The organism is Prevotella sp. PTAC, assembly GCF_013166535.1.
GTDB lineage: Bacteria > Bacteroidota > Bacteroidia > Bacteroidales > Bacteroidaceae > Prevotella.
In genome coordinates, this window is the sequence record NZ_JABKKK010000012.1 from 110,818 (window position 1) to 133,512 (window position 22,695).

20 protein-coding genes are annotated in these 22,695 nt (G+C 45.1%); 13 read left to right on the forward strand and 7 right to left on the reverse strand.

The window, feature by feature from the left end; all coding sequences use genetic code 11:
* Positions 1-2: 2 nt before the first annotated feature.
* Positions 3-1,163 (reverse strand): ABC transporter substrate-binding protein, encoded by a 1,161-nt coding sequence (locus HPS53_RS10340; protein WP_253942879.1) that lies wholly within the window; start codon positions 1,161-1,163, stop codon positions 3-5.
* Positions 1,164-1,369: 206 nt separating this feature from the next.
* On the opposite strand from HPS53_RS10340, the gene HPS53_RS10345 reads away from it, so the two are divergent.
* Positions 1,370-2,746, forward strand: a complete 1,377-nt coding sequence (locus tag HPS53_RS10345; RefSeq protein ID WP_172206055.1) for a bifunctional cytidylyltransferase/SDR family oxidoreductase — start codon at positions 1,370-1,372, stop codon at positions 2,744-2,746.
* Positions 2,747-2,911: 165 nt separating this feature from the next.
* Positions 2,912-3,727 (forward strand): phosphorylcholine transferase LicD, encoded by an 816-nt coding sequence (locus tag HPS53_RS10350; protein WP_172206057.1) that lies wholly within the window; start codon positions 2,912-2,914, stop codon positions 3,725-3,727.
* 294 nt (positions 3,728-4,021) lie between these two features.
* Here the strand turns inward: HPS53_RS10350 and HPS53_RS10355 are convergent, their stop codons facing one another.
* A complete protein-coding gene (locus HPS53_RS10355) occupies positions 4,022-4,858 on the reverse strand; it encodes a hypothetical protein (RefSeq protein WP_233210157.1) in 837 nt (278 codons plus the stop codon).
* Positions 4,859-5,238: 380 nt separating this feature from the next.
* Between HPS53_RS10355 and HPS53_RS10360 the strand changes: the two genes are divergently transcribed.
* The 11 genes from HPS53_RS10360 (at position 5,239) to HPS53_RS10410 (ending at position 17,693) form a co-directional block, all read left to right on the forward strand.
* Complete coding sequence (locus HPS53_RS10360) at positions 5,239-6,474, forward strand: site-specific integrase (protein ID WP_172206059.1); 1,236 nt, start codon at positions 5,239-5,241, stop codon at positions 6,472-6,474.
* Between the two features lie 22 nt (positions 6,475-6,496).
* Entirely contained in the window at positions 6,497-6,892 is a 396-nt protein-coding gene (locus tag HPS53_RS10365; protein ID WP_172206061.1) for a hypothetical protein, read from the forward strand.
* Between the two features lie 847 nt (positions 6,893-7,739).
* Complete coding sequence (locus tag HPS53_RS10370; RefSeq protein ID WP_172206063.1) at positions 7,740-7,940, forward strand: helix-turn-helix domain-containing protein; 201 nt, start codon at positions 7,740-7,742, stop codon at positions 7,938-7,940.
* Between the two features lie 4 nt (positions 7,941-7,944).
* On the forward strand, positions 7,945-9,993 hold the full coding sequence (locus HPS53_RS10375; protein ID WP_172206065.1) for an N-6 DNA methylase: 2,049 nt from the start codon (positions 7,945-7,947) through the stop codon (positions 9,991-9,993).
* Positions 9,978-11,153, forward strand: a complete 1,176-nt coding sequence (locus HPS53_RS10380) for a restriction endonuclease subunit S (RefSeq protein ID WP_216651920.1) — start codon at positions 9,978-9,980, stop codon at positions 11,151-11,153. The genes HPS53_RS10375 and HPS53_RS10380 overlap by 16 nt, the downstream gene beginning before the upstream one ends.
* Before the next feature lie 79 nt (positions 11,154-11,232).
* Positions 11,233-12,126: a hypothetical protein gene (locus tag HPS53_RS10385; RefSeq protein ID WP_216651921.1), complete on the forward strand. Its 894-nt coding sequence runs from the start codon at positions 11,233-11,235 to the stop codon at positions 12,124-12,126.
* Between the two features lie 52 nt (positions 12,127-12,178).
* Complete coding sequence (locus HPS53_RS10390; protein WP_172206068.1) at positions 12,179-12,763, forward strand: hypothetical protein; 585 nt, start codon at positions 12,179-12,181, stop codon at positions 12,761-12,763.
* A gap of 4 nt (positions 12,764-12,767) precedes the next feature.
* Positions 12,768-14,444: an RNA-binding domain-containing protein gene (locus HPS53_RS10395; protein ID WP_172206070.1), complete on the forward strand. Its 1,677-nt coding sequence runs from the start codon at positions 12,768-12,770 to the stop codon at positions 14,442-14,444.
* Between the two features lie 510 nt (positions 14,445-14,954).
* Complete coding sequence (locus HPS53_RS10400) at positions 14,955-16,112, forward strand: T9SS type A sorting domain-containing protein (protein WP_104368850.1); 1,158 nt, start codon at positions 14,955-14,957, stop codon at positions 16,110-16,112.
* Between the two features lie 20 nt (positions 16,113-16,132).
* Positions 16,133-16,555: a hypothetical protein gene (locus tag HPS53_RS10405; protein ID WP_146078638.1), complete on the forward strand. Its 423-nt coding sequence runs from the start codon at positions 16,133-16,135 to the stop codon at positions 16,553-16,555.
* 118 nt (positions 16,556-16,673) lie between these two features.
* Entirely contained in the window at positions 16,674-17,693 is a 1,020-nt protein-coding gene (locus HPS53_RS10410) for a hemolysin activation protein (RefSeq protein ID WP_172206072.1), read from the forward strand.
* 104 nt (positions 17,694-17,797) lie between these two features.
* Here the strand turns inward: HPS53_RS10410 and HPS53_RS10415 are convergent, their stop codons facing one another.
* The 5 genes from HPS53_RS10415 to HPS53_RS10435 are packed head-to-tail and all read right to left on the reverse strand — an operon-like array spanning position 17,798 to position 22,690.
* Positions 17,798-18,853: an acyltransferase gene (locus HPS53_RS10415; RefSeq protein WP_172206074.1), complete on the reverse strand. Its 1,056-nt coding sequence runs from the start codon at positions 18,851-18,853 to the stop codon at positions 17,798-17,800.
* Positions 18,843-20,672, reverse strand: a complete 1,830-nt coding sequence (locus HPS53_RS10420) for a phosphoethanolamine transferase (protein ID WP_253942880.1) — start codon at positions 20,670-20,672, stop codon at positions 18,843-18,845. The genes HPS53_RS10415 and HPS53_RS10420 overlap by 11 nt, the downstream gene beginning before the upstream one ends.
* Entirely contained in the window at positions 20,644-21,240 is a 597-nt protein-coding gene (gene nadD, locus HPS53_RS10425) for a nicotinate (nicotinamide) nucleotide adenylyltransferase (RefSeq protein WP_172206076.1), read from the reverse strand. Before nadD ends, HPS53_RS10420 begins: the two co-directional genes overlap by 29 nt.
* Positions 21,241-21,252: 12 nt before the next feature.
* Positions 21,253-21,825 (reverse strand): guanylate kinase, encoded by a 573-nt coding sequence (gene gmk / locus HPS53_RS10430; RefSeq protein ID WP_172206079.1) that lies wholly within the window; start codon positions 21,823-21,825, stop codon positions 21,253-21,255.
* The gene (locus HPS53_RS10435) at positions 21,815-22,690 is read right to left on the reverse strand and encodes a YicC/YloC family endoribonuclease (RefSeq protein WP_104368857.1); all 876 of its coding nucleotides are present in this window, start codon (positions 22,688-22,690) and stop codon (positions 21,815-21,817) included. The genes gmk and HPS53_RS10435 overlap by 11 nt, the downstream gene beginning before the upstream one ends.
* Between the last annotated feature and the right edge of the window lie 5 nt (positions 22,691-22,695).

The window sequence follows — 22,695 nt, forward strand, 5'->3', positions numbered from 1 at the left end:
TGTCATCTGAGGAGTCTGTAGAAGGTAGGTTTATAGTCTTTCGGCATCAGTTCGGGATGAAATACGGCCACAAGGTCTTTCAGCACCACGTCGGGCTGCACGGGCGTTATCTCGTAATATGGCGTGCGCCGCATGTTACAGTATATCACCCTGCGCTCACGGAACGCCTTGAAGTCGGCATTCCTCGGCTCCGACGAGCGCAATGCCTCATAGGAGAAGTCGCCCGGAAAACTGTTGAGAATACGCCAGTAATCGGCCTCGGCGGCCAAGGCGTACATCTTCTCGAACTCTATCGGTATGCCGCCGGTATTGTCATCGTCGCGCAATATGTAGTCGGCGCCCGCATCGCGGAATATCTGCGCCAGGTAGCTTCGGCCGCCCACGGCATACCAGTTGCCGCCGTGCATCTCGCCGCTGAACACCGTCGGACGATGTTTCGCCCCGGCGGCAATGGCCTTCACCTCGGCATAACGGCGGGCGATGCCGTCGAACACGGTGTTCGCTTCCGCCTCACGGCCTATGAACATGGCGATGAACTTGATCCACTCGGCCTGCCCCAGCGGGTCAAGCTCCTTATAACCGAGATGCGGCACAAGGGTGACGCCCGTCTCCTTGACGGCATCATAGCCGCCACGCTTGAACGGAGAGATGAATATCACGTCGGGATTGGCGGCCATCACCACCTCGGCATCGAAGTTACCTTCCGTCCCTATCTTCACGATGCGGCCATCACGGACACGCTTCAGGATGTCGGCATTATAGAGATTTTTAGTTCCCGTCAGTCCGCTCACGAAGTCGTGGGCGCCCAAAGCGGTGAAATTCGACAGTTGGAGCGACGTCATGCAGATTGCCGAGCGTATAGGTACGGCGACCCCGGTGTACCCTTCGGGCACATCGGCCTTGATTCCCCGTGGAACGAGAGCGAAATGATAGGTCTTCGCTTTCTTGCCGCTTTTCTGCGGGTCGGCCACGTCGACGAGACGAACGCCGTTTTCCAGGCACTTAACTGAAAAGCCCTTGGCATACCGGGGCACGACCACCGCCGCCGAGTCGGCGGGCACCGAAGCGCCCGCCGTGCCACCGTTGTTCTTTTTCTCCACCGCCGTGCAGCCGCAAAGCATCATCGCCACGACCACCGTCACGCATATAAATAATGTCTTCATCTGCATATCCGTTTACTTTCAAGGCAGAGGCCGGAGCCTCTTTTCACGCCGCAAAATTAATAATTATAGTCCATTTAGCGGACAAAAAGAATGTTTTTCTTTGTTTATCGGCTGATTAATAGTAATTTTGCGCTACAAAGCGGAAACAGCATCAATACATTGCGATAGCGGCGCCGCACCGCAAAAAGAAACAAAACACACCGTATATGAAAAGAAACATTGCCGTGATACTGGCCGGAGGCGTGGGCAAGCGGCTTGGCCTTTCGACACCCAAACAGTTCTTCAAGGTGGCGGGCAAGATGGTCGTAGAGCATACAGTGGACGTGTTCGAGCGCAATCCGCGCATCGACGAGATTGCGATTGTATCAAACCAATACTTCATTTCCGAATTCGAGAACATCACCCTGCGCAACGGTTGGCGCAAGGTGAAGCGCATACTCAAAGGCGGCAAGGAACGTTACGACTCGAGTCTGGCGGCCATTAAGGCCTATGCGGATGAGGATGTGAACCTCATTTTCCACGATGCCGTGCGGCCGCTGCTCAGCCAGCGGGTGCTCGACGACGTGATAGACGCACTCGGCATCCACACGGCCATCGACGTGGCCGTGCCATCGGCCGACACGATAATAGAGGTGGAGGGAGACTTTATATGTTCCATTCCCAACCGTTCGAGACTTCGCCGAGGACAGACACCGCAGGCATTCACCATCGACACGATACGCCGTGCATACGAAAAAGCGCTCACCGACCCCGATTTCCGGGCCACTGACGATTGTGGCGTGGTGCGCAAATACCTGCCGGAAACACATGTATATGTGGTGAGGGGCGAGGAGACGAACATGAAACTGACATACAAGGAAGACACTTACATGCTCGACAAGTTCTTCCAACTGCGCAACAGTGAGCCGGTGAACACCGAGCTTGGCGCCATCGACTTCGCCGGCCGGGTGGCGGTGGTATTCGGAGGAAGCTACGGGATAGGCGCCGACACGGTGCGTATGCTGCGTGAAAAAGGCACTACGGTATACAGTTTCTCGCGCAGCGAGACAGGCAGCGACGTGGGACGGCGCAGCGACGTGGAAGCGGCTCTGCGCAAAGTGGCGGCCCAAGAGGGGCGCATCGACTACGTGGTGAATACCGCCGGCGTGCTGAACAAGGAACCGTTGGCGGCAATGAGCGAGGAAACGATAAGCACGGCGATAGCCACGAACTATACGGGAACGGTGAACGTGGCCGTGGCGGCATATCCTTATCTCAAAGAAACGAAAGGGAAACTGATATTCTTCACATCGAGTTCGTACACAAGGGGCCGCGCGTTTTACAGCATTTACTCGTCTACCAAGGCGGCGATAGTGAACTTCGTGCAGGCGATAGCGCAGGAATGGGAATGCGACGGGATTAAAATCAACTGCATAAACCCCGAGCGCACCAAGACTCCGATGCGCGTGAAAAACTTCGGCAACGAGCCGGAAGACTCGCTACTGGCGGCCGACAAAGTAGCCGAAGCCACCCTGCGGGCACTCGCTTCCGACTATACGGGACTGGTGATAGACGTGAGAAGAAAAGGAAATGAGGAGGAATGAGAATTTGAGGAGATGAGGAGAAAGGAGTAAGGAGATAAGTAGTAAATAGTAGAGGGAAGAGGAAACATTATCATCTCCTCGGCAATAACAACCCGCTTCCCAACTCCTTACTCCTTTCTCCTCATCTCCTTACTACTTACTACTCAACTCCTAAAAAATAACAACATGCAAAACAAATATCTGGAAGAGTTCAAAAAGGACCAACTGAGGAAGTGCCAGCTCAAACAGCTGGGCATTCTCGAAGTGATAGACGGCATCTGCCGCAGACATGGAATAGAGTATTGGCTCGACGGCGGGTCGCTGCTCGGGGCGGTGCGCCACGGCGGTTTCATCCCGTGGGACGACGATATAGACATCGCCATGCGGCTTGAAGACGTGAAACGATTCTGTGAAGTGGCACCGAAGGAACTCGGAGAGGGGCTCATGTTGCAGACAAGGGAGACGGAGCCGGACACCAAGGAACCGATAATAAAGGTGAGAGACCTCAACTCTTTCTACGTGGAGGGAGGCGATAACTTCGCCGCCACGTATCAGAAGGGTGTATATGTGGACATATTCCCGTTCATACCATACCCCACCCTGCCACGGAAGACGGTGCGTTTCCTCACCCGCGGCATTTCGAGAAGCAAGGCAATACTGGCCAAACCCCACCGATACTCGATACGGGCGGTGGCGGAATTCTTCTATTTCAATGCCAAATTCGCGCTCTGCCGCACCGTCTGGGCGTTGCTCTGCCTGTTCAGAAGCCGCGGCGAATATATGTCGAACACGCTCAACAACAACGGTTATGGCATCATGCACCGCACCGACAGCATCTTCCCCCTCGGCAAAATAGAGTTTGAAGGCAAGGAGTTTCCCGCCCCGGCAAACCCCGACGCATATCTCACCGACCTCTACAAGAACTACATGGAGATACCGCCCGAGGACAAACGGGTGATTCACTCGGTATTCATAATGTCCGAACTGATAAAAGAGAAGTAGTTTTTGAAAGGTAAAGAAGATGGTTGTGGAAGTTAAAGAAGATATTAGGGAAAGGTAAAGAAGATACTTTGGGAAGTTAAAGAAGTTAAGGAAGTTATCGCAGGCTGCCGCCTGCGGGAAGTTAAAGGACAATACCTAAGGATACAAGGAGGATATAATAATGAGATGAGGAGGAAACGGTTTATATATGATAAGTAAGGATTTGACGAAGAAGTAGAAATAAAACGCTTTTAAAAGAGATATACATTAATACCTGTCCTGTACGCCAATAAGCGAGAGGACAGGTATTAATTATTATAATTCCAATATTCTCAATTCATTTCCTCCTATCGACGAGGCCATGACAGAGAAGCTGCTGCCGGCCGAGCCGTATATCACGGCGGTGCGTGAGAGGGTGTACATATCCGTAAGCCCGTCTCTGATGCCGGCCACACTGTCACGGCTCGCGGGACGTTCGGATGTTATCAGCCGGTCACCGAGAGCCTCGCGCATCTCACTTTTCACGTCGTCGCTATCCGTGGCGAGGTATATCATCGTAGCGGGGAAACGCCTGAGCTCGTCTCTCGCCGCATCTACAAACAGGCTCGTGGGGCTCTTCTCTATCGACTCGGCACTGTCGGTGCGCCTTATGTGCATGCCTATCGCACGCTCGCCGAACCGCCGCTCATTGCTCTCCACCGCCTCCATGACGCTGCGCACGGGACGGAATATTTTCCCGTAAAGGCTGTTGGAGAACGTGCCGAACTCCTGATAACAACTCATGTAGCACTTCTTCCCGACAAGCCAAGACTCGAAGTCGAACCCCGCCCGCTTGCGGGGTGTCACCGTCTGCTCGTATATTCTGTCTTGATAAACTATCCGTTGCGGTAATTTCGGTATCCAGAAATTACGCTTTCGCGGTCTGTCGTTGATGAGATAATCGAGCGGGCGGGCCTCACGCAGCGAAAAAATGGAGCCGTCTACCGGCTCGAATATATCGGTGAAAGCGGCATTCAACGCCCAGTCACGGAACCAAACGACCGTCATCCGCCCCCCCACTTTCTCGCAGAGGCTGTATGCCGAGACAATGGCACGCATCCTATTGGCCAGCCCTCCCGCTGGAACGAGCAACAAACTACTTTTCAACATCATTTTATTTATATATCCAGGGCAAAGATACAACAAAGAAACGAAAGTGAATGCGAAATGAGGTAAGAATGTTGTCTGTTAGTGATTTACTGGTGTTTGACAAGATGTTGCTGTGCCATCAAAAGCCAACGAAAAGCCAAGAAATGCCGGAGTTTCGTTACTATACCGTTACTTTGATTCTTGATTTCAACAGGTTTGTTTGATTGCCTTAACAGATTGAGAAACGATGTCAGTATGACGATTTAGGATGCAAATATAGGGAAGTTTCTCATATCTTCGTTACGATTTCGCTTCGGCAGATTCTTTTGCACCGATACGCTGTGTTTTGCTTACCGTCACTCAACTCTACCAGAAATAATTTTGCAATCAAAAAAAGTAGAGTTATGAGCAGAAGCACTTTCAGAGTATTATTCTATCTCAAACGCAATGCCCCGAAGAAGAACGGGCTTGTGCCTGTGATGTGCCGTATCACAGTGAACGGCAAGATTTCTCAGTTCAGTTGCAAATTGGACGTGGAGGAAAAGTTATGGAATGTCAATCTCGGCAGAATGTCGGGAAGAAGTGTTGTGGCACAGGAAGCCAACCGAATGTTGGATAAAATCCGAGTTAGCATCAACAAGGCTTATCAGGAGATTATGGACAGAGACGGTTATGTGTCAGCCGAGAAAGTAAGAAACGCATTCTTGGGTATGGGACAGAACCATAAGACCCTGCTTGCCGTATTCCGACAGCACAATGAGGATTATGCCAAACAAGTGGGCAAGATGAAAAGCCAACGCAGTTACTGGAAGTATTGTACCGTTTACAACCATTTGGAGGAATTCATCAAACATCGCTATAAGGTAAGCGATATTGCCTTGCGTGAACTATCCACGGCATTCATCACAGACTTTGAGTTATTCCTTCGCACCGAGAAGAATCATTGTACCAATACCGTATGGTCGTATATGATGCCGTTCCGCAGTATTATATACACCGCCATCAACAACGGATGGTTGCAACGTGACCCGTTTTATGCTTATCGCATCACAAAGGAGGAGACCAAAAGAGGTTTTCTGACCAAAGAAGAGATAACGATGCTAATCAACGGAACATTCAAGAAAAAGAGTTACGAACTGATTCGAGACCTTTTCATTTTCTGTTGTTTCAGCGGATTGAGTTGGAGGGATATGTATAATCTCACAACCGATAATTTGCAGACATCATTCGATGGGCATTTATGGATTAAGACCAACAGGCAAAAGACTGGAACAGAGACCAATATCCGACTGCTTGATACTGCCAAACATATCATCGAAAAGTATCAAGGTATGGCAGAAGGCAAAAAATTATTGCCTGTACCATGTTATGCCAATTGCCGACATGGAATAAAAGTTGTGGCTAAGTTATGCGGAATTCCAAAAAACGTCTGTTGGCATCAAAGCAGGCATTCATACGCCACGACCATTTGTTTATCCAATGGAGTGCCTATTGAAACACTATCCAAACTGATGGGGCATACAAGTATACGAAGCACTCAAATCTATGCCAAAATTACAGCCGAGAAGGTAAGCAATGATATTGAGAATCTATCCAAGCAATTAGAATCTATGGAGAGTTTTATTTGTCAAGCCATTTAATAACCTCTAAAACCAAGAAACGATGAAACAAGAAAGAAACATCATAACAATGGACGAATACGGTAAAATCCATTTTCCTAATAACTCTGACAACATTTTGATGAGTACAAACGAATTGATAGAGCTGTTTGGTATCACATACCCTACTTTGAAAGCCAACATCAAAGCCATATACAAAAACGGTATCTTAAACGAATACGAAGCACAAAAGTGTATCAAACTATCCAATGGCAATAATATCGATGTTTACTCACCGCCGTTTATTGTCGCTTTGTCTTTTCGGTTGGATACATTGGGGGCATACAAGATGCGAGAGTATGTTATAAACAAACTCACGACCAATCCGAGAAATGATATCGTATTTATGAATGTGCGTACGCGTGAATGTATGAATGAAAACAGGTATAGGCATAATTGAGAATTTTATTCATACATACCTTTTGGTAAATTCCCATCATGCGTTCATTCCTATATGGCTACAAAGATATGTTGCGAACATTATCTGAAATTTGCAAGTTCAAGCGTCAAGCCGTTTTCGGAACAATCTTCCTCTCATACTTCGAGAGTATTGATCCGAAAAAACTTGCATCTTTCAAGTCCGCACACATAAAGTACCCATAGAGGAGATGACCGACCGATGGGAAACAGGAAATTCAGACGGATGGCAGAGCATGGATTGCTCCGCTATCCGTTTTTTGCATTTGAGAGGGAGAATCCCTCCTTCAAAGAAACAGCAAACGAGCGAGATATACAAAGCTTGCTTTGATATTTCATAGCGAGTGCAGTATTTCTTCGCGGTAACGCAAAGAAACAAAAATCAGCAATATGGTATTTCTAACAGACCGACCTACATGCCGGCTTGCAGACCTGCGGGCTTTACGGCAGGTCGGCTTGCGAGCCATACAGCCTTATTACCCGCAAACTTGGCAAACTGCCATATTGCTTGCCGATGCTATGGCAATCCCTCCGTTTACAAACCATGAATTGAAACTATAGGCTTGTATTCTTTTGAACACAGCAAGGTATGTTTTCAGCCGCTCCAAATGAATTGAGCCGCTGCAAACTTAATGTTCGCAGGAACATGGCAAGGTATGTTTTGAGTTACTCAAAACGTTTCGTGTTACATCCGAAAACCTTGCCTCATTCCGCGAACTTCTCCCTCCGAAGTCTGGAGAATTAAGGGCTAATGAAATTTTCTTTGGCAAATATTCTTTTGTTCTCATTAAAATAAATACCTTTGCGTTAGATTCAATAGATTGATTATAATGGAGGATATAAATCGTCTTAAAATAGTGCTTGTAGAAAAGAAGAAAACAGGCAAATGGTTGGCAGAGCAATTAGGTAAAAATCCGTCAACCGTATCAAAATGGTGTTCCAATGTGGCACAACCAGATTTGGCTACATTAATAAAGATTGCAACCTTATTGGAGGTTGATGTTCAATATTTGATAAATAATGTAAGATAATAATATGGCTAAGAAGAAAGTTCAATCAATAGAGCCTAACATTGCAGACCTTGCGAATGGTTGGTTAAAATCCTATAAGTTGGATTATAAATTGGAACAAGAATCTCTGAATACAGAGATAGACAAGGCATTGCATGACTACTTTTCTAAAAATGGAGGTAATGGTGCAAACCGTCCTGATGCCAAATTATTGCTTAAAGATAGTAAGCTTAACTATTATCCTATTTTGATAGAATACAAAGGTTACAAGGATAAATTGGTTAAACTTGACTCATCTAATCAAGTTGAAAATAAAACGACTAAGAACGAGCCAAACTTCAAACATATTAATTCTTATGCTGTCAATGGTGCTGTGCATTATGCCAACGCATTGCTTCACCATACAAGTTATACCGACATTATAGCAATCGGTATGACTGGATATAAAGACGAATTTGGAAAAATCCAGCATCAAATAGGAGTTTATTATGTGTCAAAAAAGAATTTAGGCGCAGGGCAGAAAGTCGGTGAGTTTACTGATTTTTCATTTTTAGCTCCTAAAAATTTTGATTCATTTATTGAACAAGTAGAAGCATTGAGTTTAACCCAAGAAGAATTGGATAAACTTAAAGAAAAGAGAGAGCAAGAAATTACGGCAAGCCTGACCAAATTAAACAACGATATTTATCAACATGAAAAAGGACTCGGTGAAAATGACCGAGTATATTTGGTTGCAGCGTCTATCATTGCAACATTGGGTATTCCTGGTAAAGTTGCACCTCTTGAGAAAGAAGAACTAAGGTCTTTGGAAGAGGAAGGCAATACAGATGGAGATGTTATACTTCGTAAAATCAAAGCTTTTCTTAAAGAGAAACAGTTGCCTCAAGCTAAAAAAGACTTGATTATTCGCACATTGCAAAATACTCTTACCTCTGAAAATATTAACAAAGCAGAAAATGGAGAAAGTCAGTTAAAACGAGTGTTTGTGAAAATTGTGGATGACTTAGGCATTTATTATAAAATTGGATTAACTACCGATTTTACAGGTAAATTATTCAATGAAATGTATGGATGGCTTGGATTCTCACAAGATAAACTCAACGATGTTGTTCTGACACCTTCATATGTTGCCACGCTATTGGTTAAATTGGCTCGTGTAGATAAAGATTCTTATGTTTGGGATTTTGCCACAGGTTCAGCAGGTCTGTTGGTAGCTGCTATGAATGAGATGCTTATTGACGCTAAAAACAGTATCAACTCTCCCGAAGAATTGGCAAAAAAACAAGCTGAAATTAAGGCCGAACAACTTCTCGGCATCGAATTATTACCAAGTGTATATATGCTTGCTATTCTTAACATGATTCTTATGGGAGATGGTAGTTCCAACATTCTCAATAAGGATTCATTGACAGATTTTGATGGTAAATATGGCTTTGGCAAAACAGATGAAAACTTTCCGGCGAATGCTTTTGTACTTAATCCGCCTTATTCGGCTGCGGGTAATGGTATGAATTTCGTTGAAAAGGCTTTAGGAATGATGAATAGAGGATATGCTGCCATCATTATTCAAAACTCAGCCGGTTCAGGAAATGCGATTGAATATAACAAACGCATATTAAAGAAGCATACCTTATTGGCAAGTATCAAAATGCCTATCGACCTATTTATAGGTAAGGCAAGTGTGCAAACTCATATATATGTATTTAGGGTAAATGAAGCACACAAGAAAGACGATATAGTGAAGTTTATTGATTTCTCTAATGACGGGTATACTCGTTCTAATCGCAAAAAAGCGAGTTGCAACTTGAGAGATACTGACAATGCCAAAGAACGTTATGAAGAAATAGTAAACCTTGTTCGCTTTGGTAAAAATAAGTTGCACTATTTTACCGACAAAGAATATTATGAGGGAACTATAGATCCTAAGAATGGGGCTGACTGGAATCAATCTACACCAATGGATTCAAGACCTACTTTAACAGATTTCAAGAAAACGATCGCTGATTATCTTTCATGGGAAGTATCAAATCTTATTAAGACACAAGAATTTGGGGAGGATTGCTTGGGAAAATAGATTCCCCACTTGACAAAAAACTTTTAGAAGTTAAGTGGGGAGAGTTTAAATTAAAAGACGTATTTATTGTACAGTCATATCAAAAACGATTTGACGCAAATAAGGTTCATATTTTAAGTTCGGGTAAATATCCATATATTGTCCGAACTGCTCAAAATAATGGTCAAAGAGGATTCATTGAAGAAGATATTGTGTATCTTAATGATGAAAATACTATTTCGTTCGGACAAGATACAGCAACTGCTTTTTATCAAAAGCAGCCTTACTTTACAGGCGACAAGATAAAAGTGCTAAAAGCAAAGGACAATCGGTTTAATCGAAGTAATGCGCTCTTTTTTTCAACTGCTATAACTAAAGCATTTAGTACTTTTGCTTGGGGACAATCAAGTTTTAGCGAGGAAATTTTAAAACAGCAAACTATACAACTTCCAATAACAGTGGATGGTGAAATCAACTTTGATTTTATCAGCTCCTTTATAGCGGAGCTGGAAGCGGAGCGTATAAAGGAGCTGGAAGCGTACTTAAAGGTTACAGGGTTTAATAATTATGAATTAACAAAAGAAGAGCAGGATTCATTGGCTGTAATTGAAGCGAAAAATGTGCAATGGCGTGAATTTAAAATGGAAGAACTATTTGAAAAGATTTCTACCATTAAATTGCCGTATAAAGCTAAGGAACTTCCGGAAAAAGCTACTGATAATTTCGTCCTACCTTGTTTAACGTCAAGTTTCAAGAATCAAGGTCTAAATTATTATGCTCCAAAGGATGGTGCTACAATACTGAAAGATGTTATTAGTATCCCGTCTAATAGCGATGTCTATCGAGCTTATTTCCAATCGAAAGAGTTTACCGTTCTGTCCGATGCTTATGCTATTCGATGGAAAGACAAATCTACGCACGTAACACAAAACCAATATCTGTTTATGGTTATGTGCATCAATAAGTTTACAGACTTGCCTATATATTCCTATAAAAACAAGTTAGGTGGTTGGAATGTGGTAAAAAACAAGTATGTTCTACTTCCTACAAAGGGAAATAGAATAGACTTTGATTTTATGGAGACATTTATCAATGCTATAAAGAAATTAACATTGAAGAGTGTTGCTGAATATGCAGATAAGAGGATTGCTGCGACAAAAGAGGTGATAAGTAATTATTAGAATAACTATGACTGATATGTCTATTTTAAGGGGAAACACAATCGAACTGCATTATTGGTTTAATGACAATAGTCATACAATGAATGCAATCGTATTCAACAAGTGCGAATACGAATTTCTTGGTATTGCCAAAGAAATTTCTCAGAAGCTAAAAGTCGATGTTGAAATAGAAACAGAACCGCTTGGTGAAGGCGGTTTGCGAAGTTGGTTTAAATTCAAGTCTAATGATAAAAACGCCCTTAAAGTTGGTGTGGCACTTTTTCTTATAACAAATGTTCTTGGCACACCTCTTACTACAACCTTGGAAGAATTGACTCGAATGGCGATTCAATCTGTGTTTGAGAGTGAGGAAGTAAAACAACTTAAGGAACAGAAAAAAATAGCTGAACTTAAATATGATATAGCTAAAATAGAAGCAGAAACAGCGCGGTTAAGTCGTAGTATTGACGAAAATGTAGTAAAGAAAAAACGCTCCAATTATTATGAAACCATAAGTGCTTGTAATAAAATAGAGAAAGTTACCGTTTCTATTACAGATGGTTATAAATCTAACTCATATTTCCAAAAGGAAATAAACAAGGTGGATTTCCCTAATTATATAATGACATCTGATGAAATAGAACCTGATAATGATGAAAATGCTATAATTGAGATTGTATCTCCTGTATTGAAAAAAGGGAAATACAAATGGACAGGTATATACAATGGTGAAGTGATTTCGTTTACAATGAAGTCAAACGAGTTCAAAACATTGGTTCAGACTGGTAAGGTTTTATTCAAAAATGGTTCCTCTATCAATTGTCATTTGATAACGCATAAAAAAATAAATGCAGAGGGAGAGGTGCGTATATCTGGCTATGAAGTTTTATTGGTTAATCATTATTTTGAAAATGATAAACCTGTTGAAACGCCAGAAGGTAAGCGTAAGAGACAAATTAGAGAAGATGAAGAGAAACAATTAAAACTATTCTAATTGGGATAATCCACATATTGAAATTAACTGTCAATATTAAAAATAGCTTATTATGGAACAATATATTACAGCTGGTTTAATAGGTTCATTAGTTACAATAGTAATACAAGCCATCATTAATGCAATCTCAGAAAGAATTAAACATAAACGAGAATTGCGCTCTTTGGTGTTTCAACGCAAGTTGGAAGTAGTTGAAAAGGCTATGTCGTGGTATCAAGAAACTCTTGACATGTATTATATGCTTCAAACTGCTTTAAAAGAGTATGACAAAGATTGTAACCTTATCACAGTGCAAAAGATACAAGTGGCTTGTATGAAATCCAACAAACTATTTCAAGAAACAGAAAGCCGGTTGAATTCAATTTACTTGTACTATGATTTTTCTGACATTGAAAAGAAATATCATGGAAGAGAATCCATGGAATGTATAAATAAGCTGCTTACTCTTGTTGCTGAAATTGGGCATAAAATAGCAACCGTTGAACCGTCTGAATTTGCAGAACAACTATGTGCTGCATTGCATGAGCAAAGAGTAAAAGCCTCTCATATGTTAGCAGATGCCATAGACAACCAAGTGTTCATAATTGCAGAGATTGGACAGAAATTAAGAACTGAGTACAAGGAATTTTTAAAATAGAATTATGACTTCAAAAGAACTTCAACAATATTTACTTCGCGAGTTCCCACAGGAAAATGCCTGCTGTGAATGGAAAGAGATGAAGAATTTGAAAAACTCCTTTGCCGGAGACGAAAAGAATGATGTCATCTCTTATGTGTCTGCCATTGCCAATATGGAAGGTGGGCATCTTGTGATTGGTGCGCAAGACAAGACTTTAGAGGTAGTGGGAACAGACCTTACGAAGTTCAATCTAAATGCCCAGTCTGCTGTTTGGAAGTTGATAGAACATTGCACAAACCTTTCATCAGAAGGTTTGAGTATCAATGAATACACAACAGAGGATACGCAGAAAACAGTTTGGGTGATTCATATCCCTAAACATTTGCCTCGACGTCCTGTGTATGCCCATAAAAAGGCATGGCAACGTGTTGAAGACTCATTGGTAGAAATGACTCAAGAAAGACTTGCAGCGATTCTTGAAGAACCTATATTTGAAGCTAAGGATTGGTCTGCCGAGATTGTTCCCAATGCTACATTGGCGGACTTGGACGAATTAGCTATTGCCAAGGCGCGTGTAATGTTCAAAAAGGTTCATGCTTCTAAAATCCCGTCAGAAGAAATTGATGCATGGTCTGTGGAAGAATTGCTTTGCAATAGTGGTATCATGATTGATGGTAAATTGACACGTGCTGCTATTATTCTTCTGGGTAAGCCTGTGTCTGTTTTTAAACTTCGCCCTGCTGTGGCAGAGGTAACTTGGACATTACGTGATGAACATCAAGAGGTTGTAGATTACGAACATTTTACAGTTCCGTTCATTTTGACCGTAGATCAGATTCTGGGTAAAATCCGAAATCTGACAATGAGAGAATTACCCGGAGGAACATTGTTCCCTGATACGATGAAGCAATACGATGATTATACGATTCGCGAGGCACTTCACAATGCTATAGCGCATCAAGATTACACCCTGCAACAACGTATCAATTTTGTGGAAAATCCGGGCTATCTGTATTATGAAAACGGAGGTAGCTTCATTCCTGGTACTTTGCAAAAAGCATTGGCAACCAAAGGACCACAACGCCATTTCAGAAATGAATGCCTTTGCCGGGCAATGGTGAACTTCAACATGATTGATACTGTAAGTAGAGGAATCAAGAAGATGTTCAATGAACAGTGGCGACGTCATTTCCCTATGCCCGATTATGAGATAGATGCAACGAACAAGGAGGTAGGTGTAAAAATATATGGTAATTCCATCAATGAGAAATATACCAAACTCTTAAAGGAAAATGACACTTTGACTTTGGAAGATTGTATATTGTTGGATGCCGTACAAAAAGGGCATCGTATTTCGGAGGACAATGTAGTGACGCTATTGGAAAGAGGCTTGTTAGAAGGAGATAGTTCCGAGTATCGTATTTCGCTTGATGTAGCAAAGAAGACACACCAATTACCTGAATATACACGTAACAAAGGTCTTGACAAATCTAAAATTCAACAAATGATTTTGCAGTATTTGCAAAACGCAGGTACTACAGGAGCAAAGCGTGATGCCATATTCGATTATTTGAAAGAAGTATTGCCGCAAAATAAGACACATGAGCAACAAGAGCGAATGTTGGGCAACATTCTTTCAGAGATGAAAGAAAACGGATTAATCGTTCCTGAAGGTCGAACTTGGTTCTTGAAGTCGTAATCCAAAATTATGACTGAAATACGACTAATTATGACTATTTATAACTATAAAAGGGGATATAACTTAAATTGTAGCCAAACTCTTTGTTCAATCAAGGAATTTGGCTACTTTTGTATCAGAGTTGTTTGACAAAGTATAATGCAGAAGATTGGTGCAACCCCAAAGTCGCCAAATCGTTACCAACAACTTTCTATCATAGCATTCGCTATTTGTGTATCAATCAGATACGGAATAATTGATTATCCGCGGCAAAGATAATAGAATTATTTTTATATATAAAACAATTACAATCAGATTACGATAGATTTTTAAATGAGACCAACAAAACAAGCAAAAACAAAACATACGACAACAAGATTATCACAGGTACTTATCTATCAGATGTGTGCCTGCACTTTCTTCTTTATAAAAGAACTATCAAATTACAGAAAAAAGTAATTCTTTTCGTCAAAAATTGTTTGTCTTTTCGTATATTTGCCCTATCTAAATAATACAAACATACGAATAATTATGAAACACTTTATTTTATCATTAGTGGCATTTGCAGCCTATTCTTGTCCCGTTCTATCACAATTAAACGTGTATAGCAACGGTAATGTAGGCATAGGAAGAACCACAGGAAGCGCAAATGCCAAGTTATCAATCGGCAACGGGACGGTATATAGCAATTACAACATCGATTTGCAAACAGAAACGCCTTTAAAATCCGGATTATTCAATATAGCGATAGACGGCATCGCAAAGAATTCAACCGCTCTTAACAGCGGACGCTCCATCGGATTACGCGGCATGGCGGGAAACGCCACGACAGGATATAACTACGGAGTACTCGGTTGTCTTTGGGGTGCACAACATGGAGCAGGAGTATTCGGCACTACCTCAAATATAACAGGAGTCAGGATTCCTGGTGTTTTTGCCGGATATTTCGACGGAGATGTATGTGTCACCGGTGATCTTTCGGTCAACGGCTCTTTAACAGGAACTCTCATTACCCCAACTTCCAATAACATCAACGCCGCAAAAGCCATCAGCAACTGCGACGGAAACGAGAGTACTTCAAAAAAGATTTCCAACCTGAATGTGATATCATACTATAATCCAACACCGGCAATGCAAACGGCAGAAAAAGACGACACTATAACAACAACACGCAAACCGGCAAAAATTGAGGCACAAAGTATCACGAAAATGCACTATGGCTTATTGGCAGAAGAAATAGAATCCGTATATCCCGAACTTGTATATGAATATGAGAATGGGACAAAAGGCATTAATTACACGGAATTGATACCATTACTTATACAGTCGATAAAAGAACTGAAAACAGAAATAGACGAACTAAAACACGCATACAACACACACGGAGGACAATCTGTCACCGGGATAAAAAACACAGACGACAGTCCTGTCGCATCTCTTGGACAAAACGCTCCAAATCCATTTGATTATACGACAGACATAAAAACATTCATTCCCGTTTCCGTCAAGAATGCCAAACTTTGCATTTACGACCTTAACGGAAAACAGATAAGACAGATAACGATAGGCGAACGTGGAGAAGCCACAATAAAACTAAACGCAAACGAGTTGCAATCCGGCATATACATGTATAGCCTGATCGTGGATGACAGACTTGTAAACACGAGGAAAATGGTATTAAACAGATAACGAACAAAAACATTATGGCCATGAAAAAAAAGAAATTATCAACAATACTCGCCATTATGGCGTGCTTAATCTGCCCGCAAGTAAAATCGCAAATAAAAAAAGGCACACAGCCACCATGGAAGAATAACTACATTAAAGTACACCATAACCACAATAAAGAAGTTACAAACATTTCAATAACACATTCTACCGGACATACACGTAATGTCTTTCCAAAGGCTGCAAACGAAGTCTTATATATCCAAAATCAGACATTTACAAACACAAACAATATCAATGCGACATACGTTTTCATCGGAAGCAACGTCACATCGGAAAAAGAAAGGGGAGCTGTCATTGTCGAAAATGGGAATACAACGATAAAAGGATATAACGAAGTAAAGATAGAGGGTGAATTTGAAGTTAAAAAGGGAGCTGCGCTCATCATCAACAATAATATATAGCATTATTGTATCTATCTTGTAAATATAACTTGGTTATATGGCAATAAATTCGTAATTTTGTTATTATTAAAACAATAACATATTGTGTCTTATATACACAACATATATTATTACGCCAATGAAACATCCCGCAAAGACAGACGTCGCCGTGCTGCTGATATTCTTCGCGCGCCCCGACACGTTCCGCCTCGTATTCGACGAGGTGAAAAAAGCACGGCCGTCACGACTGTTCCTATATCAGGACGGAGCGAGAGGAGAAAGAGACTGCGAGGGAATTGCCGCCTGCCGAGCCATTGCCGAGGATATAGACTGGGAGTGCGAGGTGCACAGAAAATATCAGGAGCGCAACTACGGGTGCGACCCCTCGGGCTTCATCGCCCACAGTTGGGCGTTCTCACTGGCAGACAAGTGCATCGTGCTTGAAGACGACGTGGTGCCGTCGCAATCGTTTTTCCCGTTCTGCAAAGAGATGCTCGACCGCTACGAGCACGATGAGCGGATAACGATGATTGCGGGGTTCAACACCGACGAGACGACCCCCGACACACCCTACGACTACTTTTTCACCTCTGTCTTCTCCGTCTGGGGCTGGGCCTCGTGGCGGCGTGTGGCCGAAAAATGGGACAACGAATACTCATTCATCAAAGACCGATACGCCATGAAGCAGCTTGGCGCACTGGCAAGGCAGCGCAAGTACAGGCCCGACATGATTGACATGTTCCGCGACCACTCGGAAACGGGCAAGGAATACTTCGAGACTATCTTCTGGGCCACGATGCTGTTCAACTCGGGTCTGGCCGTCATGCCCACGAAGAACATGATTAACAACGTGGGACTGACCGTTGACTCTACGCACTACTCGGCATCGTTCGACACCATGCCCCGTCGCCTGCGCCGCATATTCACCATGCGCCGCCACGAGACAGACTTTCCGCTGCGCCACCCGCGCTACGTCATCGAGGACGTGGAATACAAGGAACGGCTCTACAAGCGCAACGCATGGGGACACCCGTGGATAAAAATCCAATACTCAATCGAGGAACTTGCACGGAACTTACTGCACGGAAACTTCGGGGTAGTCGCAAAGGCGCTGACACGAAGAGTAAGGAAGTGGACTGGAAAAGAGAAGCATGTGTGAGATCCGCGTCATTCCATATTCCGATAACGCATAAACACGCAGATGAAAGAACATGTCAATCATCCCGGAAGGTTGTCCTAATCGGGATGATATTTATTTGGACTTCAAAGTCTCGGCTTCGGGATTTTACCGATAACCTTAGCAAACAGCCATGCCAGGGCCACGGCACCTATAACATAAAGCAACAGTCCCGCATACACATCGCCGCGGATAGACACGGGGATGAAAATCTTGCGGGCTATGGGGTGCGTGACAAACATGGCCGCCGACACACCGCCCACCCAAAGCAAGGGCGGCAGCACACCGGCAGGCAGCGCCTTGACGAAAAACACCGTGGCAGCCACGGCTGTCAGCGGCGCCCAAAGCCACGTATGGAAGTTAAAGCACATCAGAAGAAGCACACCCACGGTTGCAGCACAGAGCAAAGCCCACTGCCAACGACACAAGGAAGAGACTACAACCGCATTGCGGGAACGGCCGAGCAACACACCGGCACAGAACGGCAGCATGCCGCCTATACAGTTATAACGCAGACGACGCAGCGCCTCGTCCTCCGGTCCGCACACGGCCTGCAACAGCCAACAGACTATCACAAGGCCTACAACGACCGCAGGGCCGCGCCGATAGATCATAAGCCGATATACGATGTAAAGCTGTATCATCAGCCCGAAAAACCAGTAAGGTCCAGGCCATATACTGCGCGACGGCCAAGGCAGCAGGTTTATGTACATCAGCAACTGGGCGACAATGTCACCCGCCGTGTAATGGAACGGCCGAGGAGTGGCAACATCCACGAGCGTGAAAGCGGCGAAACCGACGAAAAGCATCGTGAGCAGCTTGAGATAATGGTAACGCACGAAGCGGAATACCGGCAAATCGGGCACATGGTCGTACTTCATCACAAGGCCGTAGCCGCTGAGAAAAAGGAATACCGGCACGCCGTAATGGCCGAAATACGAAAACAGATGCACCGGCAGCAAAGCATCGGGATCGGTGAGTATTTGGATAAGTCCCTCGTTATTGGACACACGATATAGATATTCGTTCTCTTTTGCCGGTATGGCAAGCCAGTGGCAGAAGTTGTGCAGCATTATCGCCAGTATGGCAATGCCCCTCAACGCCGAGCATTCCGCCCGGCTGAGCCATGTGTTATTTTCCATAATCATTTCTCAGTTTATCGTAATCGGTGGTGTTTTTAAGTATTCTCGGATTGCCGGCATTATACTCCGCACTCAACGGATTGCAATCTGGCCGGTATGAAGGACATGATATTCCGCCGAGATAAATCAGCAGATGAGGGAGCCGGTCGGTCATAAACGGTTTGTCCGCAGCCTCCCTTATCTCCGACATAACGTCAGGATGAGCGGCCTCATACTTTTCAGAGCACCATATCCAGAACGGCACTTCGTACTCTTCGTAGGCCGTCTCGTAAGACGGACGGTCCGAATGCGTGCGTCCGAACTTGTCCCTGTCGAACCCGAAACAGCTCTCGCCATGGTCGGACAGATATACGACAACGGCCTCACGGTTTTCAAACCGCTTTATCACGGCGTCAAGTATTGAGTCGTTATATAGCGTGGCGTTGTCGTAGTCGGCCAACACCCAGCGCGCATGGTTGTTTACATTGCGGTGCTTGTAGTCTGTGGGTTTGAACACCTTGCGGTCGCGCGGATATTTGCGCCTGTACTCGGCATGCTGCCCTTTGAGGTGGAATATGGTGAGATTTCCTTTTGCCGACGGGCGCCGCAAAGTGTCGTACTCGGCGAGCAACCCCTCGTCAAACTCATGTATGTTGCTGTTTCGCACATCAAAGAGTCTGGAACTCAATTCCCGATCGGTCATGAAAAAGCCTCCGCTGAAATTGCATATAGACTCGGCGGCATCTGCCACAAACTGGTTTGTGACGAACGTAACGCCGTAACCGGCCGCACGGAATACTTCCGGGAAAAGCGGATAGTCGCTCCACCCGGCGGCATCGCCTATGACCTGCAACGAAAACATGTTCTTGAACACAAAGCTCGTGAGGTTCCACGGGCTTACCACATCGCTGAAAACAACGAGCCGCCCCTCGTCGGCTCTCGCTTTCTGTCGCGGGCTTACAGCCTTTTCGTAGCCATAGAGCTGGGAGTGGTGCCGGTTATGGCTCTCTCCTATCACAAGCACTATATCGGGAGATCGGAACGAACAGCTGTCTACCCGGGAGCTGCCGACGCTCTCCGTAAGTTTCACAAGCTGACCGGACGCAAGACGATTGGCATAGACGCTGAACGCAAGACGATACACAGGGAGATAAAGCTCCGCCTTATTTTCGTCGAGAAAAGCGCGCTCCACCTTTCCGAGATCGCCGGCGGAGAAAAGTTTAAACAAGGCCGACTTATTGGGCAACGTGGCGGCAATGCCCCATATCAGCAACGCAGAGACTGCTATTGCCGACGGAAAACGGTAAAGACACGAGCATCTGGCGGCTATCTCCTCGTTTACACGTGGCAGATGACGCGCACGGCGCATGACAATACCGACAATGCCGGCACCCAGATGCAGGAACGCAAGAGCCAGAAGCCAACCTACATGCGATGCCAACACTTCCCATCCGACGTATGAACTGAAAAACTGTGACGCCTCGTCATAGTTCGTCTCGCCGACAAGCAACAGCATTGTGGGCGAAAGCGGGGTATTGAAACGCTCGAAACAGTATACATCGGCTATTGAAACGGCATAAAACGCCACTGCGAGCAACACTCTCGGCACACAGCGCATACGGCGGGGAACAAGGCAAAGCAACGCACAGAGCGCATACAAGTCCACAAAAAGCTCCAACGGCGCATACCTATAAGAGGGCGGAATACCGTCTGGCGACTCCGTAAAGATGACACACAGCCACCCGAGGACGTACATAAAAACAAAAAAAGAGGCATTGCCGGTTATCGGGGCGAGCAACAATCCCGCCGCCTCACGACATGCCTTCGCCATATTTCTCATAACATTCTATTATCTTGTCTTTCACCACGTCGGGCACCATGCCGTCTATCGGCTCGCCACGGACTATACGCTCCCGTATATCCGTGCTGCTGACATCGAGCAACGGGACATCCGCAAGCGTCACTCCATGAGGCAGCGACGAGCGGTCGACCACACTGCCGCGACGCGGATATATCACGACGGGATACCTGTCGAGTATTCTCTCGTGCTCGTGCCACTCACCGAAACGCAGCCAATTATCCGCGCCTATAAGCAAGGTGAAACGCCGGTCAGGCATATCTGCCGACATACGGCTCAAAGTATTCCACATATACGACGGGCGCGGCAAACGGAACTCGTAGTCGCATACCTCCATACCAAGTTCCTCCGCGACTGCCATGCGGGCTATGTCAAGCCGTAACGGGTCGTCGAGCAACCGCATGCCTCGCTTGAAAGGGTTCTGCGGAGATACCACGAACCATATATCGTCAAGGCCGGCGGATTCCAACAGCCGTCCGGCAATGGCTATGTGCCCGTTGTGTATCGGATTGAACGAACCGCCGAATATTCCTGTCGAGATAATGCCCATGACGCTACGGTATCACGAAATGAAATCCTTTATAATCATGAATGCCTCACGGCAGGCCGCATCGAGATTGTCATTAACCACGATACGATCGAACCTCGGCGCGAAACCAAGCTCAAACTCGGCACGGGCAATGCGGCTGTCGATGACCTCGGGTGTCTCTGTGCCACGGGTCTCGAGCCGCCGACGCAACTCATCAACCGACGGCGGACGCACGAATATGCTCAATGCACGCTCGGCATAGTATTCTTTTATTGCGCAACCGCCCTTAACATCGACATCAAGCACCACGTTCTGGCCTTCTTCCAGTTGTTTCTCAACCTGCGATTTCAACGTGCCGTAATATCGTCCGGCATATACTTCCTCGTACTCCAGAAACTCGCCGGCCCCTATCTTTGCCCTGAACTCATCGGGAGTCACAAAAAAATAGTCCTTTCCATGAGTCTCTCCCGGGCGCGGACTGCGGCTCGTGCACGACGTAGAGAAAGCCATGCGAAGCTCCTCGTGCTCCATGAGCCACCTTATAATTGTACTCTTTCCCGTTCCGCTCGGAGCGGAAAATATTATCACCTTACCTTTACAACGCATTCAGAACCTGCTCTTTTATCTGCTCCAACTCGTCTTTCATCATCACTACGATATTCTGCATCTCCGCCAGGTTGCTCTTCGAACCGGTGGTATTGATCTCACGTCCCATTTCCTGGGCTATGAAACCGAGCTTCTTTCCCTGTCCGTGCCCTTCCTCCATTGTCTCACGGAAGTATTTAAGATGGTTGGCAAGACGCTGTTTTTCCTCACTGATGTCAAGTTTCTCTATGTAGTATATCAGTTCCTGCTCAAGACGGTTCTTATCGTATTCCACGTTGGGAATAGAGCTGAGGCCGTCTACGATACGGGTACGTATCTTTTCCACACGGGCTTTCTCGTAAGGCTCTATCGAGGCGAGAAGTGCCGATATGTTGTCGAGCTTCTCGTTAAACTTGCGTTGAAGAGCCGCGCCCTCCTGGTTGCGGAACGCCGTTATCTTGTCTATAGCGGCGGAAATGGCACTGCAAGCCGCGCTCCATTCCCCGTCACTGAGCTCTTCCTGCTCGGTGCGTACCATGACATCGGGCATGCGCAACAGCGTGGCAAACCAGTCATTAGGCATGGGTATGCCGGCTTTATCTGAAATGGAACATATCTGACGATAGTAATTCTCCACAAGAGCACCGTTTATCGGCGTGGCGTCCGTACCGGCTTCTTTCTCTATCCAGATGCAAAAATCCACCTTGCCACGCTCCAACGCACCCGACAACATCTGACGTATCTCCATCTCTTTCTCCCTGTATAGCGGGGCTATACGGGTAGAAAGGTCGAGAGCCTTGCTGTTGAGTGACTTTATCTCTACATTGATTTTCTTCTCTCCATAGGCCACAACCGCCTTGCCGTAGCCCGTCATTGACTGTATCATAATAT